Here is a 15,164-nt window from a genome sequence, read left to right as displayed (position 1 = left end):
CATGGGCACCGACTCCCTGCAACCGTCCGACGACCTGCGCCTGTTCCACACCGGCGAACACCCCTGCGGCTACTGGCCGGAGCGCATCGCCCGCGACCTGGTCCTCGATCCGCGCGATCCGCGCCTGGCCGCGTTCTACCCGACCGCGCTGGGCTGGGGCTTCCGCCGTTCCGGCGACCTGGTCTACCGCCCGCATTGCGAAGGTTGCCGCGCCTGCGTGGCGGTGCGCATCCCGGTGGCGGATTTCAAACCGGACCGCAGCCAGCGGCGCTGCGCCGCGCGCAATGCCGGAGTGGAGGCGCGCGTGGTCGCCGCCGAACGTACCGAGGAACACCTGGAGCTCTACCAGCACTATTTGACCGCACGCCATCGCGATGGCGGTATGGACGACCACGGCGCGATCGAGTTCGAGCAGTTCCTGGTCGGCAGCTGGTCCGAGGGTCGTTTCCTCGAGTTGCGCGAACACGGCAGGTTGATCGCGGTGGCGGTCACCGACCTCACCCCGGGAGCGATGTCGGCGGTCTATACCTTCTTCGATCCCCATCTGGAACGCCGCAGCCTGGGCACGCTGGCGATCCTGCGCCAGATCGAATGGGCGCGGCGCGAATCGCGCCGGCACCTGTACCTGGGCTACTGGATCCAGGGCCACCGCAAGATGGACTACAAGCGACGCTTCCAGCCGCTGGAGTCGTTCGACGGCAGGAACTGGAACCGCACTCCGCTGTAATGCACGAAGTCCCTGGGAGCGGCGTCCCCGCCGCGAGCTTTTGCCGTTGCCGTTGTTGCGGGATGCAGATGCAGGATCGAGAGCTCGCGGCGGGGACGCCGTTCCCACGAGCCGCACTCGTCATCTCTGGTCCACGCGACCATGCCAGAATCGCCGCATGCGCCGACTATCCTTCCTCCTGATCTTGCTTCCCCTCCTCGCCGCCTGCGTGCGGGTCAACGTGCATGGCGATCCTTCCGCCTACACTGCTGGAAAACCCATGCGCGTCGCCACCTACAACACCTCGTTGTTCTCCGACGAAGCCGGCGGCCTGGTCCGCGAGCTGGAAGGCGACAGTGCGCATGCGCGCAAGATCGCCGCCGTGCTGCAGCGGGTGCGGCCCGACCTGGTGCTGTTGAACGAATTCGACTACGACGAAGCGCACCGCGCGGCCGACCTGTTCCAGCAGCGCTACCTGGAAGTGGCGCAACCCGGCGGCGGCGAAGCGTTGAAGTACCCCTATCGCTACCTCGCCCCGGTCAATACCGGTGTCGCCAGCGGACTGGACCTGGATGGCAATGGCGAGGCCGGTGGCGAAGGCCGCGCACGCGGCAATGATGCCTGGGGTTACGGCCTGCATCCCGGCCAGTACGGCATGCTGGTGTTGTCGAAGTATCCGATCGATGCTTCGCAGGTCCGCACTTTCCAGTTGCTGCGCTGGAGCGCGATGCCCGGCGCGTTGCGCCCGACCGACCCAGCTTCAGGCGGATTCTTCTACCCCGATGCGATATGGAGGCAGTTGCGGCTGTCCTCGAAATCGCATTGGGACGTGCCGGTGAAAACTCCCAGCGGCGTCGTGCATTTCCTCGTCTCGCATCCCACGCCGCCGGTGTTCGACGGGCCCGAGGACCGCAACGGCAAGCGCAACCACGACGAGATCCGCCTGTGGTCGGAATACCTTTCGCCCAGCGGCAAGGACTGGCTGTGCGACGACCAGGGACGCTGCGGCGGATTGGCGGCCGATGTGCGGTTCGTCATCGCCGGCGACCTCAACAACGACCCGGTCGATGGCGACGGGCTGCATGAAGCGATCGTCGAGCTGCTCGAGCATCCACGCGTGCTGCGCCATGCCACTCCGCGCAGCGAGGGCGGCGCCGAAACCGTACAGGCCTACGCGGCAAAGGGCATCGCGCATCGCGGCTCGCCGCAGCACGTGACCGGCGATTTCGGCCCCAAGACCGGGGCGATGCGGCTGGATTACGTGCTGCCTTCGACCGGGTTCGGATTGATCGACAGCGGCGTGTTCTGGCCCGCGCACGACAACGCCGATGCGGCTATCGCCGATGGCAGCGACCATCACCTGGTCTGGGTAGACGTGTCTTTGTAGGAGCGCCCCTTGGGCGCGATGCCTTTCGACCAGATCGCGCAAAAGCATCGCGGGCAAGGCCCGCTCCTACGTCGCGGGTGTCGGCGCCTTGCGCGGGCCGAAGCCGAAACTGCCGTCGCTGTGCGCCGACACGATCATGCGCACCATGCTGCCGGGCACCATCAGTTCGACCAGTGAGGTCTTGCCGTCGACAGTGGGCGCTTCCAGGGTCATCTCGATCAGGGCGCCGGCCGTGTCTATTTCCTTGCACAACACATGCGCGCCGGCAGGGCCCTCGGCCAGGTAAGGCTTGATCGCCTCGCCCAGCGCTTCCAGTGCGGGCGGGAAGAAGAACACCGCATATCCCTCGTTTCCATTCATCGCTCGTCTTCCCTTGTCATTCCAGTTCGATGGTAATCGCTGCGGCCGCGGCGCACGCGACACTGCGCGCCGCGTCGAGAGTATCGCCGCGCGCCAGGGTCACGCCGACGCGACGCTGCCCTTCCACGCGTGGCTTGCCGAACAGGCGCAATGCGGAATCCGGCTCGCGCAATGCGGCTTCCACATTGGAGAACACCGGCACGCCATGGCCCTGGGCCAGCATCGCGCAGGACGCCGAGGGACCGAGCTGGCGGATCGCCGGGATCGGCAGGCCGAGGATCGCGCGCGCATGCAACGCGAATTCGCTCAGGTCCTGCGAGGCCAGCGTGACCAGGCCGGTGTCGTGCGGACGCGGCGAGACTTCGCTGAACCAGACTTCGTCGCCTTTCACGAACAGCTCGACGCCGAACACGCCCCAGCCGCCGAGGTCGTCGGTGATCGCCCGTGCGACCTGCTGCGAGCGCTGCAGCGCCAGCGTCGACATCGGTTGCGGCTGCCAGCTTTCGCGATAGTCGCCGTGTTCCTGGGTATGTCCGACCGGATCGCAGAATGAAGTGCCGCCGGCATGGCGCACGGTCAACAAGGTGATTTCGTAATCGAAATCGACGAAGCCTTCCACGATCACCCGGCCCGCGCCGGCGCGGCCGCCGGTCTGTGCGTAATCCCAGGCCGGGTCGATGTCCGCTTCCGTGCGCAGGGTGCTCTGACCCTTGCCGGAGGACGACATCACCGGCTTGACCACGCACGGCAGGCCGATGGCAGCGACGGCCTCGCGATAGTCGGCATGAGTGTCGACGAAACGATAGGGCGAAGTCGGCAGACCCAGGGTTTCGGCGGCCAGCCGGCGGATGCCTTCGCGGTCCATGGTCAGGCGCGCGGCGCGGGCGGTGGGAATGACCCGCACGCCGCCTTCGGCTTCCAGTTCGACCAGGGTCTGGGTGTGGATGGCCTCGATCTCGGGCACGACCAGGTGCGGTTTTTCCAGCGTGATCAGGGCGCGCAAGGCGGCAGGATCGAGCATGTCCAGCACGTGCGAACGATGGGCCACGTGCATGGCCGGGGCATCGGCGTAGCGGTCGGCGGCGATCACCTCCACTCCGAAACGCTGCAGCTCCAGCGTGACTTCCTTGCCCAATTCGCCCGATCCCAGCAGCAGCACCCGGGTCGCGGAGGGAGAAAGCGGAGTACCGAATGTGGTCATGGGCGAGCCGGACGTGGAAAGAGCGGCATTTTACTGGCCTGCCTGGCCAGCCGACGAACGGCTGTTGAGTTTTGATATCAAATTGATATCTTATTGTTCGAACCCTGAGGACACCGCCATGAAAGAAAACCCATTCCGCTCCCTTCCCGGCATTCCCTTCCTGCTTGGCGTCCTAGTGGTCGGCTTGCTAGCCGGCTGGCTGATGGTCACCGGCATCGGCCCCGATTCGAAAGCCATGGGGGTCACGTCGGCCGTGAAGATCCTGGCCGGCATCGTGGTCGGCATCCTCGCCTTCCTGAGCCTGATCGGCCTGTACACCGTGCAGCCCAACCAGGCCGCGGTGCTCAGCCTGTTCGGCAAGTACGTGGGCACGGTCAAGGACAACGGCCTGCGCTGGAACAACCCCTTCTATTCCAAGAAGAAGGTTTCCCAGCGCGTGCGCAACTTCGAGAGCGGCAAGCTCAAGGTCAACGAACTGGACGGAAGCCCGATCGAGATCGCCGCGGTGATCGTGTGGCAGGTGGTGGATTCGGCCGAGGCCGTCTACAACGTCGACGACTACGAAAGCTTCGTCCACATCCAGTCCGAGTCGGCCCTGCGCACCATGGCCACCAGCTATCCCTACGACCAGCACGAAGACGGCCAGCTGGCCCTGCGCAGCCACGCCACCGAAGTCTCCAAGCACCTGCTGGACGAATTGCAGGATCGGCTGGCCGATGCCGGCGTGCGGATCCTCGACGCGCGCATCAGCCACCTGGCCTACGCGCCGGAAATCGCCCAGGCGATGCTGCAGCGCCAGCAGGCCAATGCGGTGGTCGCCGCGCGCACGCGCATCGTTTACGGCGCTGTCAGCATGGTGGAAATGGCCCTGGACGAACTGCAGAAGAAAGGAGTCGTCGACCTGGACGAGGAGCGCAAGGCGACCATGGTCAGCAACCTGCTGGTGGTGCTGTGTTCCGAACGCGGCACCCAGCCGATCGTCAACGCCGGCACGTTGTACTGAGCCGGCGCAACGGACCCTATCGTGGCCGAAAAGAAAGCCTATCCGCTGCGGATCAGCGCCGAGGTGCTGGAGGCACTGCAACGCTGGTCGAACGACGAACTTCGTTCGATGAATGCGCAGATCGAATACGTGCTGCGCGACGCGCTGCGCAAGGCTGGACGGTTGCCGAAAGGCACGGATGAAAAAACCAGGGAGCAGAAATCGTGAGCAAACGTTGGAGTTACAAGGTGATGGAGGTCAAACCGGCTTTCACCGGCCTGAAGAGCGCATCGATCGAAGAACAACTCAACCAATTGGGACTGCAAGGCTGGGAACTCGTCAGCGTCTTGCATGCCGGTTTGGGAGCATGGCTTTACCTGAAGAAGGAGCAATGAGATGAAACAATTGTTGTCCGTCCTGTTCGCAACCCTGCTGGCTTTCGCCGCACCGTCCGCCTACGCGGCCGATGCGCCGGAATCCATTGCCACACGCCTGCTCGACCAGATGGACGCGAAGGATTACGCCGCGGCCGAAGCATCGTTCACGCCCGACATGGCCGCCGCCGTGCCTGCCGACAAGCTCAAGGCCGTCTGGGAATCGCTGCCCGCGCAGCTCGGTGCGGCCAAGGGGCGTGGCGAAGCGAAGGTGACGCCGCACCAGGGCGTGCAGGTGGTGGTGATCCCCCTGCACTACGCCAATGGCGAACTGATCGCGCAAGTAGTCGTCGACGCACAAGGCAAGATCGCCGGCTTCATGGTCCAACCCGCCCCACCCGCTCCGGCTGCCGCGCCGGCCGCGGATGCCAACTACATCGAGCGCGACTTCCCGGTAGGCGACCTGCCGGGCACGCTGGCGATGCCCAAGGTCCCTGCGGCGGCGAAGATCGCCGCCGTGGTCCTGGTGCATGGCTCCGGACCGCAGGACCGCGACGAGACCATCGGCCCGAACCGTCCTTTCCTGGATATCGCGCGCGGCCTCGCGGTGCAAGGCATCGCCGTGCTGCGCTACGAGAAACGCACCAAGGCGCGTCCGCAGGATTTCATCGGCGGCAAGTACACGATGGATGAGGAAACCACCGACGATGCGGTCGCCGCCGTGGCCGCGCTGCGGGCCGCACCGGGCATCGACTCCGGCAAGGTCTTCGTGCTCGGCCACAGCCAGGGCGGCATGCTCGCGCCGCGCATCGCGCAGCACTCCGGCCATGTGGCCGGCCTGATCCTGTTCGCGGCGCCCGCGCGCTCCCTGCTGACGATCCTGCCCGAACAGAACCATTACCTGCTCGATGCGGATGGCGTCATCGATGCGCAGGAGCAGCAATTCCTCGACGAACTGGACCGGAAGATCGCCAACGTCCGCGGCAACGCCGATGTCGCCGACAAGGACACGCCGCTCGGGCTGCCGGCGGGCTATTGGCGCGCCTTCGAGAAGATCGACCCCATTGTCGATGCCCACCAGCTGGAAATTCCGATGCTGCTGCTCCAGGGCGGCCGTGATTTCCAGGTGGTCGACACCGATTGGCGGTTGTGGAAGAAGGATTTCTCGACCGATCCACGCGCCACCTTCAAGCACTACCCCACGCTCAACCACCTGGGCATCGCCGGCGAAGGCCCGGGCACGCTGGCCGAATACAGCAAGCCTGGCGGGCACGTCGACGCGCAGTTGATCGACGATATCGCCGGCTGGATCCGGGAACACTGAGCGGACATGCCGAGGCGGCACATGGACAACGAAACCGATCCACGCCTGCAACTGGAACCGGTCAGCGGCCGCAGCCGGCTGTGGCTGCTGTTGCTCACGGTCGTGCTGCCGGTGTCGCTGAGCCTGGTGCTGCCACTGCTGGCGGGCGGCGACAATGCGACGGCACGCCTGATCGACGACAGCCTGGCCGCATCGAGATGGCTGGACCAGTTGTTCGGGCCGCTGCTGGTGGCGGCGATCACCAGCCTGGTCTGGTTCGCGCTCGACCGGCTGGCGTGCCGGCATCGCCTGCAATTCAATGCAGGCGGCCTTGAAGTCGTGACCACTTTCTATCGCCAGAAGCTGGCGCTCTCCGAGTTGCAACTCGAAGCCGCGCGGGTGATTTCCATCGACGAGCATCCGGAACACAAACCCATGCTCAAGACCAATGCCGTGTCTCTGCCCGGATTCCGCAGCGGCTGGTTCCGCTCGCGCGCCTTGAAGAAGCTGTTCGTCGCCACTGCCGGCGGCGAACAACTGCTGTGGCTGCCGACCCGCCGCGGGCATTCCCTGCTGTTGCAGCCGCGGCAACCGCGCGTCCTGCTCCAGCGCCTGCGCGAACTGGCGGCGGATTCTCCACGCCGCTAAGCTGGGCCGATGCGCGAACGCCCTCGCCTCCTGCTCAACACCCCGGATATCGAACTCTGGCCTGGCGGCCTGCTGCGTGCGCGCAGCAATGCCGATGCGCGGATCCTGTCGCGCGCCAGCGTGGTCCTGCGGCGCAAGCAGGACGGCCGTTACCTGGCGGCGCTGCTGCCGGAAGGGATGCAGTCGCTGCTGCCGCGCTGGATGCGCGAACCCGGCGTGGAAGCGGCGCTGGACGCACTCGACGGGTTGCGCACGGATCGCGGCTTCGACGTCGATGCAGCCGGCGAATTGCCGCTGGATCGATTGATCGAACGCCTGCAGCGGCTCGGCCTGGACGAAAGTTATGGCGAACGGGTCGGCCTGGAACTGGTGCCGGAGCCGGTCGCCCTCGCCTTCGCCGGTTTCGACCGTTACCGTCGCCCGTTGTGGCTGACCGCGAGCGCGGCGCGCGCGTGGGCGGCGATGCGACGCGCGGCCGATGCCGACGGCGTGGTGCTGGACGCGATCTCCGGCTATCGCAGCCACGATTACCAACTGGGCATCTTCGAACGCAAGCTCGCCCGCGGCCAGGACGTGCGCCAGATCCTCACCGTCAATGCGGCGCCGGGTTACAGCGAACATCACAGCGGCAACGCGCTGGATATCGGCGCACCTGGTGAGCCGCCGGCCGAGGAGTCCTTCGAGCGCACGCCTGCCTTCGCATGGCTGACCACGCATGCCGGCGGTTTCGGCTTCGTCATGAGCTATCCGCGCGACAACCCGCACGGCATCGTCTACGAGCCCTGGCACTGGAATTTCGCGGCCGTTCCGGCATAGGCGTTACGCTTGCCCTCCCCCTTGGTTGCCGGACTGGAACGCACATGACCGACTTCGCTTCCCTGCAGAACCACCAGATCCGCCTGGCCGCGCGTCCGGTCGGCATGACCACGCGCGAGAACTGGTCGTTCACCACCGAACCGGTCGCCGCACCCGCCGACGGCGGGATACTGGTGAAGACGCTGTACCTGTCGCTGGATCCGGCGATGCGCGGATGGATGAACGAAGGCAAGTCGTATATCGCACCGGTGGAGATCGGCGAAGTGATGCGTGCCGGCGGGATCGGCAAGGTGGTGGCTTCGGAGCATCCGGACTTCGCCGAGGGCGACCTGGTCAGCGGCGGGCTTGGCGTGCAGGAGTACAAGGAATTCGGCGCTGCGGATATCAAGCGCAGCGGCGTGTTCAAGATCGATACGCGCCTGGGCACGCCGACCCAGTGGCTCAACGTGCTGGGCATGCCGGGCATGACCGGCTATTTCGGCCTGATGGACGTGGGCCAGCCGAAGGCAGGCGACGTGGTGGTGGTCTCGGGCGCTTCCGGCGCGGTCGGCCAGACCGTGGGCCAGTTGGCGAAGATCAAGGGTTGCCGCGTGGTCGGCATCGCCGGCGGCAAGGCCAAGTGCGATTTCGTGGTCGATGAGCTGGGTTTCGATGCCTGCATCGACTACAAGAACGAAGACGTGCGCGAAGGACTGAAGGCGCAATGCCCTGAAGGCATCGACATCTACTTCGACAACGTCGGCGGCGAGATCCTCGACCATGTGCTGGCGCGCCTGCGGCGCAAGGCCCGGATCATCATCTGCGGCGCGATCTCGCAGTACAACAGCGCCACCGGCATGCAGGGGCCGAAGAACTACCTGTCGCTGCTGGTCAACCGCGCGCGCATGGAAGGCATCGTGGTGTTCGATTACGCCGACCGCTATCCGGTCGCCATCGCCGAACTGGCCGGGTACCTGGAGGACGGGCGGATGAAATCGCGCGAGGACGTGGTGGCGGGACTGGACACCTTCCCCGAATCGCTGGTGAAACTGTTCACCGGCGGGAACTTCGGCAAGCTGGTGCTGCAGGTCGCATCCGAATAACACCACCCGTAGGAGCGCCCCTTGGGCGCGATGCCCTTCGGTCCGCATCCCCGATCCCGACGGAGAGCATCGCGGGCAAGGCCCGCTCCTACGGCCTTAATCCTGCGAACGCCTGGTCGGCGTCTTCGCTTCGGCGCCGAAATCGGCGATCCGCCACAGGTACTGGCTGGCGTAGGTGCGGTACGGCCCCCAGCGCTCGCCACGGGCCAGCAGTTCCTTCGGCGTGGGCATGGCCTCGAGTTTGTCGACCTGCTGCGCGCCCTTGCGTATGCCCAGGTCGTCGACGGGCAGCACGTCGGGGCGGCCCAGGCGGAACATCAGCATCATCTCCACCGTCCAGCGGCCGATGCCGCGCACCGGCACCAGCGCGGCGATGATCTCGTCCTCGTGCATGGTCGACATCTGCCGCAAGGTGGGGATTTCGCCGTTGGCCTCGCGCGCCGCCAGGTCGCGCAGGGCCAGGCCCTTGTTTCCGGAGACGCCGCAGGCGCGCAAGGCCGGATCATCGATCCGGCCCAGGGTGTCGAAATGCAGGCGCGTGCTACCGATGGCGGCTTCCACCCGCCCCACGATCGTGGACGCCGCCTTGCCACTGAGCTGCTGGTACAGGATCGCGCGCGCCAGCGCATCCACCGGGTCGAAGGGTTTACGCCAGGTGGGCTGCGGCTCGATGTAGCCGATCCGTTTCATCCAGGTGCCGAGCTTGCGATCGCGTCGGTTCAGGTGATCGAAGGCTTGTCCGGTATCGAAACCGCGGGCATGGCGTGGCATGGGAACCGGCTCAGCGACGCATCGCGTCCAGCGCCCACAGCAACCAGCCCAGGATCAGGCAGAGGCCACCTGCAGGGGCGAAGCGGGTGGTGGCCTGCGCAAGCACCGCCAGGACCAGGCTTCCCGAGAACAGCAAGGTACCGAGCAGCAGCAGGCACAGGCCGGCGCGGCCCAGCGACCGGGTGGTGCCCGCCGCAAGCGCGGCCAGGGCGATGCCGTGCCCGAATGCGTACAGGGCGGCGGTCTGCAGGCTGGATTGCGCATGGGCATCGGCCGCGCCATGCGCGGAATAGGCACCCAGTGCGACTGCGGTCGCCGCGAGCAAGGCACCGGAAAACGCGAGCAACGAAGGTTTGCGTTGGCGACGGTCGTAACTGATCAAAGCGATTGCCCCATCAGGAAGCGGCCTCCAGGCCGGTGGCGGGGCATATCCCCATGCCCCGATATGCAACGCGCCGCATCAGCGGCGCGTTGCTTGCTGCCGGCAGCGCGGGCCGGAGCCCGCGACGCGCGCTTACTGCTTGATCGCCCAGTACACGTCGTAGGTGCCGTCGGCGGTGAAGGCCTGGTCCACGCCGCCCTTCCACGACTCGTACGGACGGTCCGTGACTTCGTAGCCGTTGGTCATCGCCCAGGCCCGCAGCGAACTGCGCACCGCATCCAGCTCGGCCATGTAGCCGGTATAGCTGGCATTGGCCGCCTTGTGCGCGTCATGGTGTTCGTACTTGACCGGGGTGCCGGAGACCGAAACTTTCAGGGGACCGGTCGAAGCCGTTGCGACAGGAGCCGGAGCCGCTTCTTCCGGCTTGGCCTTGTCGTCGTCTCCGGCCGGCTTGGCCGCCGCGGCGCCACTGCGCTTGCGCACCGGCTGGGCCACGTCGAAGGCGTATTTTTCGGCGCCGAAATCGGTGGTGACGATACGCACCGGACCCGCGGCTTCCAGGCCGTTGGACTCCATCACCCGCTTGATCCATTCCTGGTTGGCCTTGATCGAGGCCTTGATCAGATCGTTGTTGCGCTCGATGTTGCCGGCGGTGACCACCAGCACGTCTTCGGCCGGCACGTCGGCGATCCTGAGACCGGTCAGCTTGCTGCCTTCGATGCGATAGTCGAAGTTCGGCACCGTCGCCAGCAGGTTGGTCAGCTTGGACAGGCTGGCCTTGGCGACGTCGCCGACATGGCGGCTCACGTACATGCCGTTGAAGCGGCCGATGAGGTTCCAGCCGTAGTGCACGTCGTAGGTCTGGGTGATCTTGACGTTGCGGCCGTTCTTGCCGGCGGGCGCCATGACGAAGCTGCTCTTCTTGTCGTCGCCCGGCTTGGAGTCGACGATCGCGTAGGACACCTTGCCGCCGGTACCGGCGCCGGCCGGAGCCTCGCTCTCGGTGATGGTCCAGGAACCCTTGCCCATGTGCTTGTCGGCGGAAGCGAAATCGACGCGCGCGCCGACCCCGGTATGCCCTTCGTCGCCGCCCGAATAGGTCAGCTCGGAAACCTTGTTCGGAATCAGCTGATTCCAGTCCTTGAGCCTGCGCACGCTGTTGAGCGTGTCGAAGACGATGGTCATGCGGCGATTGGTCTCCACGCTCTCTTCCAGGTGGCGCTTGGACGGCAGGATCAGGCCGACCACGAGGAACAGCGCCAGCACCAGCGCCAATGCAATCAGGAATTCGATCAAACGGGTCATTCAGCAGTCTCCGGGGGCCGATCCCATGGCCATTGATGATGTATACGCAGCGCGCATCCTAGCAGGCTTGGGCAGATCGGTCAGCACGCCGGCCGGCCCGCCAGCCTGAGCTGCGATGCAGCGGAAAGTCCGGCTGGCATGGTCGCCACGCGTCGCGCCCCATACGTCCTTGTTTTCAGGGCGCATAAGGCGCGCCCCGGCCCGCCAGCAGTGTCGCGGACTCCGGAGGCAAGCAGTGCCCCGGCGCATGTCGCCAGATTCCATGGCGGCGGGCTTGAGCCCGCCCTATTCAAACCAGCTGCTCAAACCAGCTGCAACTCGAAGGCCTTGAGCACCGCCCGGGTGCGATCGCGCACGCCGAGCTTGGACAGGATGTTGGAAACGTGGTTCTTGATGGTGCCCTCGGCCACGCCCAGCGAGTTGGCGATCTCCTTGTTGGAAAAGCCGCTGGCCATCAGCCGCAGGATCTCGGTTTCCCGGTCGGTCAACGGATCCGGGCGGTCCAGGCTGACGAAATCGTTGCGCATGTGCTCCAGCCCCGACAGCAGGCGCTGGGTGACCGCCGGCTGGACCAGCGAGCCGCCGGAAGCCACGGTCCTGATCGCGCCCACCAGTTGCTCCAGCGACACGTCCTTCAGCAGATAGCCCTTGGCCCCGGCCTTGAGTCCGGCCAGCACCAGCTGGTCGTCGTCGAAGGTGGTCAGGATGATCGCTGGCGGCAACTGGTTGAGCGCGGCCAGCGCCTGCAGCGCCTCCAGCCCGGACATCACCGGCATGCGCATGTCCATCAGGACCACGTCCGGCTTGAGCTGGGGAACCAGTTCCACCGCCTGCTTGCCATCCGCGGCCTCGCCCACCACCTCGATGCCGTCGTCGAGCGCCAGCAGCGAGCGGATGCCCTGCCGCACCAGGGTTTGGTCGTCGACCAGGCAGACTCGGATCATGCGGCACCTTCTGGAGTGGGTTCGGGACGGGGTTGCAGGACCAGCGGGTCGGCGACCCCGACCGGCAATTGCAGGCACAGGCGGAAACCATGGCCGGCCCGCGATTCGATGGTCATGTTGCCACCATGCTGGCGCAGCCTCTCGCGCATGCCGCGCAGGCCGTTGCCGGCGATCACGGTTTCGGCGCCATTGCCGTCGTCGCGGGCGTCGATGGCGATCACGCCGGCTTCACGCCGGCATCGGATCCACAGGTTGCGTGCACCGGCGTGGCGGACCGTGTTGGTGATGATTTCCTGGGTGGAACGCAGCAATACGTGCGCACGCTCGGCATCGTCCAGGGTCAACGGCTCCTGGATGTCCATGTGGATGTCCAGACTGGGGACGCGCTCGGTCAGCAGCAGCAGGGCCGCGCCCAGGTCGATGGCATCGCCCTCGCGCAGCTGGCTGACCACCTCGCGCACGTCGGTCAACAGCAGCCGGGCCAGGGTATGGGCCTGCTTGACGTGCTCCTGGGCGCGGCCTTCGGTCATGTGCCCGGCGACCTCCAGGTTCAGGCTCAGCGCGGTCAGGTGATGGCCCAGCAGGTCGTGCAGCTCGCGGGAAATGCGCGTGCGCTCGTTGACCCGCGCGCTTTCGGCCAACAGCACCCGGGTGGCGCGCAGTTCGGCATTCAGACGGCGCTGTTCATCGCGGGCGGCCGCCTGTTCGCGCGCCACGTAGGCCGTGACCAGCACGAAAACCGCGAAGCCCACGTAGAACGACGCCTGGAAGATGGCTTCCCACAGGTTGAATTCCCCCAACGCCATGAACGAGGGCACCAGGAACACATGCGCCACCACCAGCCAGGCCACGGCGACGCGCACGTGCAACAGCCACGGCAGGACCCCGGCGACGATCAGCATCAGCAGGGCGCCGAGGCCGGTCTTGGTGTACAGGCCCACCGCCACCGCCGCCGAGGTCAGGACCACCAGCAGGGCGATGTTCCAGGACGAGGGAGTGCTGGCCCGGTAGGTGGCCAGGGAACGGGTCGCCAGCCAGTAGGAAATGCCGAAGGCCAGGTAGGCCGCGACCGCCATGGGCACGTTGATGCCCTGCTCGTCGACGCCGCTGGAAGGCGGCAGGAACCACGCGTTGCCGATGATGGGAATGCCCACCAGCGCCCACGTGTAGAGGCCGGCCGAGCGCAGGAGGCGGGTATGACTGAGGCGTGACCACATGCGCGCATCTTAGGCCGAATGCCCCGTTCGCACCCCGACCAAAAGTCATGCAGTCGCCGACCCGGCCGCCCCGCATCCCGCCACCCATGCGATAATCCGCGCCGGTGGCTCGCGGCCACCCGTACCATCTCCCCCGGAGCGAGTTGAATGTCGATTGTCATCCGCGACGTGCGCGAGCACGAGCTGGATTCCGTCCTAGCCCTGAACAACAACGCCGGACTGGCGATCCTGCCGCTGGATTCGGCCCGGGTGCATCGTTTCTACGAGCAGGCCGAATACTTCCGCGTCGCCGAGCGCGACGGCAACCTGGCCGGGTTCCTGGTCGGCTTCGGCGCCGACGCCGACCACGACAGCAGCAATTTCGCCTGGTTCCGCGAACGCTACCCGCGGTTCTTCTACATCGACCGCATCGTGGTCGCCAGCCGCCGCCGCGGCGGCGGCGTCGGCCGCGCCTTCTACGCCGACGTGCAGAGCTACGCCGAGCTCAGGTACCCGCAGCTGGCCTGCGAAGTGTTCCTGGACCACGGCGCCGACCCCGCCCTGCTGTTCCATGGCAGCTTCGGCTTCAAGGAAGTGGGCCAGAACCAGATGGCCGATGCCGGCGTGCGCGCCAGCATGCTGATGAAGGAGTTGTGCAGCTACCCGTGGGTGCACGAGACCTACGGCGACGCCCTGCCCGACCTGCCGTGGACCCGCAGCCGCGCCCTCGCCGCAGACCTGTCGGAACGGTCGACCGGAACATACTCGGCTGGAGCAGGGCCGGCCGGGGCATGAGCATGACTTCAGCGAACCTGGATTACGAACAGGCCGGCGAGCTCAAGATCGGCCAGGTCGGCATCGCCAACCTGCGCGTGCGGACCCTCGACGTCGAACAGCTCTCGCGGGAGATGCGCGAACGCGTCGAGCGCGCGCCCAAGCTGTTCGGGCGGGCGCCGGTGATCATCGATTTCGGTGGCCTGGCGCGGATGCCGGACGTCGCCACCGCCCAGGCGCTGCTGGATGGACTGCGCGGCGCCGGCGTCCTTCCGGTCGGCCTGTCCTACGGCACGCGCGAAACCGAGCAGCTCGCGGAGCAGCTGAGGCTGCCGCTGCTGGCCAAGTTCCGCGCGCAATACGAGCCGGTCGCCACCGCCGCACCTGCGGGAGGGGCTTCAGCCCCGGCCGACCGTCGCGAAAGCGTCGCGGCTGAAGCCGCTCCTGCAAAAGCAGCGAAGGCGCAGGCTGCTGGCGCCGCCAGCAGTCCGGGCCTGGTGCAGAAGACCCCGGTCCGCTCCGGCCAGCAGCTGTATGCGGAAAACCGCGACCTCACCGTGCTGAACACGGTCGGTGCCGGTGCCGAGGTCATTTCCGACGGCTCCATCCATATCTACGGCACCTTGCGCGGCCGCGCGCTGGCCGGTGCCCAGGGCAACACGGACGCGCGCATCTTCTGCCGCGAGTTCCATGCCGAACTCGTGGCGATCGCCGGCCACTACAAAGTGCTGGAAGACGTACCCAAGGAACTGCGCGGCAAGTCCGTGCAGGTCTGGCTCGACAAAGACGAACTCAAAATCGCATTGCAGGAATGAACGGAGCGAGGAGTGAGCGGAGAGGAGTGAGGTAACCGTCGCACCCTGCCTTCGCTCACTTCTCACTCCTCTCCGCTCACTCCTCTCCCCCACTTCTCACAAAATAAGTACAAACAAG

17 protein-coding genes and 1 pseudogene are annotated in these 15,164 nt (G+C 66.4%); 11 read left to right on the top strand and 7 right to left on the bottom strand.

From position 1 onward, the window contains the following. Position 1: 1 nt before the first annotated feature. Positions 2-727 (top strand): arginyltransferase, encoded by a 726-nt coding sequence (locus CSC74_RS00290; protein WP_162312444.1) that lies wholly within the window; start codon positions 2-4, stop codon positions 725-727. 262 nt (positions 728-989) lie between these two features. Beyond that, positions 990-2,093: pseudogene (locus tag CSC74_RS00285) on the top strand (endonuclease/exonuclease/phosphatase family protein); the annotation flags it as partial. Between the two features lie 66 nt (positions 2,094-2,159). On the opposite strand, the gene CSC74_RS00280 reads toward CSC74_RS00285, so the two are convergent. Beyond that, positions 2,160-2,453: a hypothetical protein gene (locus tag CSC74_RS00280; RefSeq protein ID WP_162312442.1), complete on the bottom strand. Its 294-nt coding sequence runs from the start codon at positions 2,451-2,453 to the stop codon at positions 2,160-2,162. Positions 2,454-2,469: 16 nt separating this feature from the next. Beyond that, positions 2,470-3,654, bottom strand: a complete 1,185-nt coding sequence (gene purT / locus CSC74_RS00275; RefSeq protein ID WP_162312441.1) for a formate-dependent phosphoribosylglycinamide formyltransferase — start codon at positions 3,652-3,654, stop codon at positions 2,470-2,472. A 202-nt stretch (positions 3,655-3,856) separates the two neighbouring features. Here purT and CSC74_RS00270 point away from each other — a divergent pair, with 202 nt between their 5' ends. The 7 genes from CSC74_RS00270 to CSC74_RS00240 are packed head-to-tail and all read left to right on the top strand — an operon-like array spanning position 3,857 to position 8,859. Beyond that, a complete protein-coding gene (locus CSC74_RS00270) occupies positions 3,857-4,657 on the top strand; it encodes an SPFH domain-containing protein (protein WP_425501427.1) in 801 nt (266 codons plus the stop codon). Between the two features lie 21 nt (positions 4,658-4,678). After that, positions 4,679-4,864, top strand: coding sequence for a type II toxin-antitoxin system antitoxin (locus CSC74_RS00265; RefSeq protein WP_162312439.1), 186 nt, complete (start codon positions 4,679-4,681; stop codon positions 4,862-4,864). Next, positions 4,861-5,031 carry a DUF4177 domain-containing protein gene (locus CSC74_RS00260; RefSeq protein ID WP_162312438.1) on the top strand — a complete coding sequence of 57 codons (171 nt, stop codon included), beginning with the start codon at positions 4,861-4,863 and terminating at the stop codon, positions 5,029-5,031. Before CSC74_RS00265 ends, CSC74_RS00260 begins: the two co-directional genes overlap by 4 nt. Before the next feature lies 1 nt (position 5,032). Then, the gene (locus tag CSC74_RS00255) at positions 5,033-6,334 is read left to right on the top strand and encodes an alpha/beta hydrolase (RefSeq protein WP_162312437.1); all 1,302 of its coding nucleotides are present in this window, start codon (positions 5,033-5,035) and stop codon (positions 6,332-6,334) included. 21 nt (positions 6,335-6,355) lie between these two features. Further along, a complete protein-coding gene (locus CSC74_RS00250; RefSeq protein ID WP_162312436.1) occupies positions 6,356-6,961 on the top strand; it encodes a hypothetical protein in 606 nt (201 codons plus the stop codon). 9 nt (positions 6,962-6,970) lie between these two features. After that, a complete protein-coding gene (locus CSC74_RS00245; protein ID WP_162312435.1) occupies positions 6,971-7,777 on the top strand; it encodes a M15 family metallopeptidase in 807 nt (268 codons plus the stop codon). A 44-nt stretch (positions 7,778-7,821) separates the two neighbouring features. Continuing rightward, positions 7,822-8,859, top strand: coding sequence for an NADP-dependent oxidoreductase (locus tag CSC74_RS00240; protein WP_162312434.1), 1,038 nt, complete (start codon positions 7,822-7,824; stop codon positions 8,857-8,859). A gap of 96 nt (positions 8,860-8,955) precedes the next feature. Here CSC74_RS00240 and CSC74_RS00235 read toward each other — a convergent pair whose 3' ends face one another. The 5 genes from CSC74_RS00235 to CSC74_RS00215 form a co-directional block, all read right to left on the bottom strand. After that, positions 8,956-9,630 (bottom strand): DNA-3-methyladenine glycosylase family protein, encoded by a 675-nt coding sequence (locus CSC74_RS00235; RefSeq protein ID WP_162312433.1) that lies wholly within the window; start codon positions 9,628-9,630, stop codon positions 8,956-8,958. A gap of 10 nt (positions 9,631-9,640) precedes the next feature. Continuing rightward, complete coding sequence (locus CSC74_RS00230; RefSeq protein ID WP_162312432.1) at positions 9,641-10,012, bottom strand: DUF423 domain-containing protein; 372 nt, start codon at positions 10,010-10,012, stop codon at positions 9,641-9,643. Between the two features lie 132 nt (positions 10,013-10,144). Next, positions 10,145-11,317: a polyketide cyclase gene (locus CSC74_RS00225; protein ID WP_162312431.1), complete on the bottom strand. Its 1,173-nt coding sequence runs from the start codon at positions 11,315-11,317 to the stop codon at positions 10,145-10,147. A 302-nt stretch (positions 11,318-11,619) separates the two neighbouring features. Beyond that, positions 11,620-12,261 carry a response regulator gene (locus CSC74_RS00220; RefSeq protein ID WP_162312430.1) on the bottom strand — a complete coding sequence of 214 codons (642 nt, stop codon included), beginning with the start codon at positions 12,259-12,261 and terminating at the stop codon, positions 11,620-11,622. Then, positions 12,258-13,478, bottom strand: a complete 1,221-nt coding sequence (locus tag CSC74_RS00215) for a sensor histidine kinase (RefSeq protein WP_162312429.1) — start codon at positions 13,476-13,478, stop codon at positions 12,258-12,260. Before CSC74_RS00215 ends, CSC74_RS00220 begins: the two co-directional genes overlap by 4 nt. A 147-nt stretch (positions 13,479-13,625) precedes the next feature. Between CSC74_RS00215 and CSC74_RS00210 the strand changes: the two genes are divergently transcribed. Continuing rightward, positions 13,626-14,252, top strand: a complete 627-nt coding sequence (locus tag CSC74_RS00210) for a GNAT family N-acetyltransferase (RefSeq protein WP_162312428.1) — start codon at positions 13,626-13,628, stop codon at positions 14,250-14,252. A 2-nt stretch (positions 14,253-14,254) separates the two neighbouring features. Then, a complete protein-coding gene (minC, locus tag CSC74_RS00205) occupies positions 14,255-15,046 on the top strand; it encodes a septum site-determining protein MinC (RefSeq protein WP_162312427.1) in 792 nt (263 codons plus the stop codon). The last annotated feature ends 118 nt before the right edge of the window (positions 15,047-15,164 follow it).

This window comes from Pseudoxanthomonas yeongjuensis (assembly GCF_010093345.1).
Classification (GTDB): Bacteria; Pseudomonadota; Gammaproteobacteria; order Xanthomonadales; family Xanthomonadaceae; genus Pseudoxanthomonas_A; species Pseudoxanthomonas_A yeongjuensis.
Note: the sequence above shows the minus strand (reverse complement) of the source record. Positions and strands in the feature narration are given on the sequence as shown.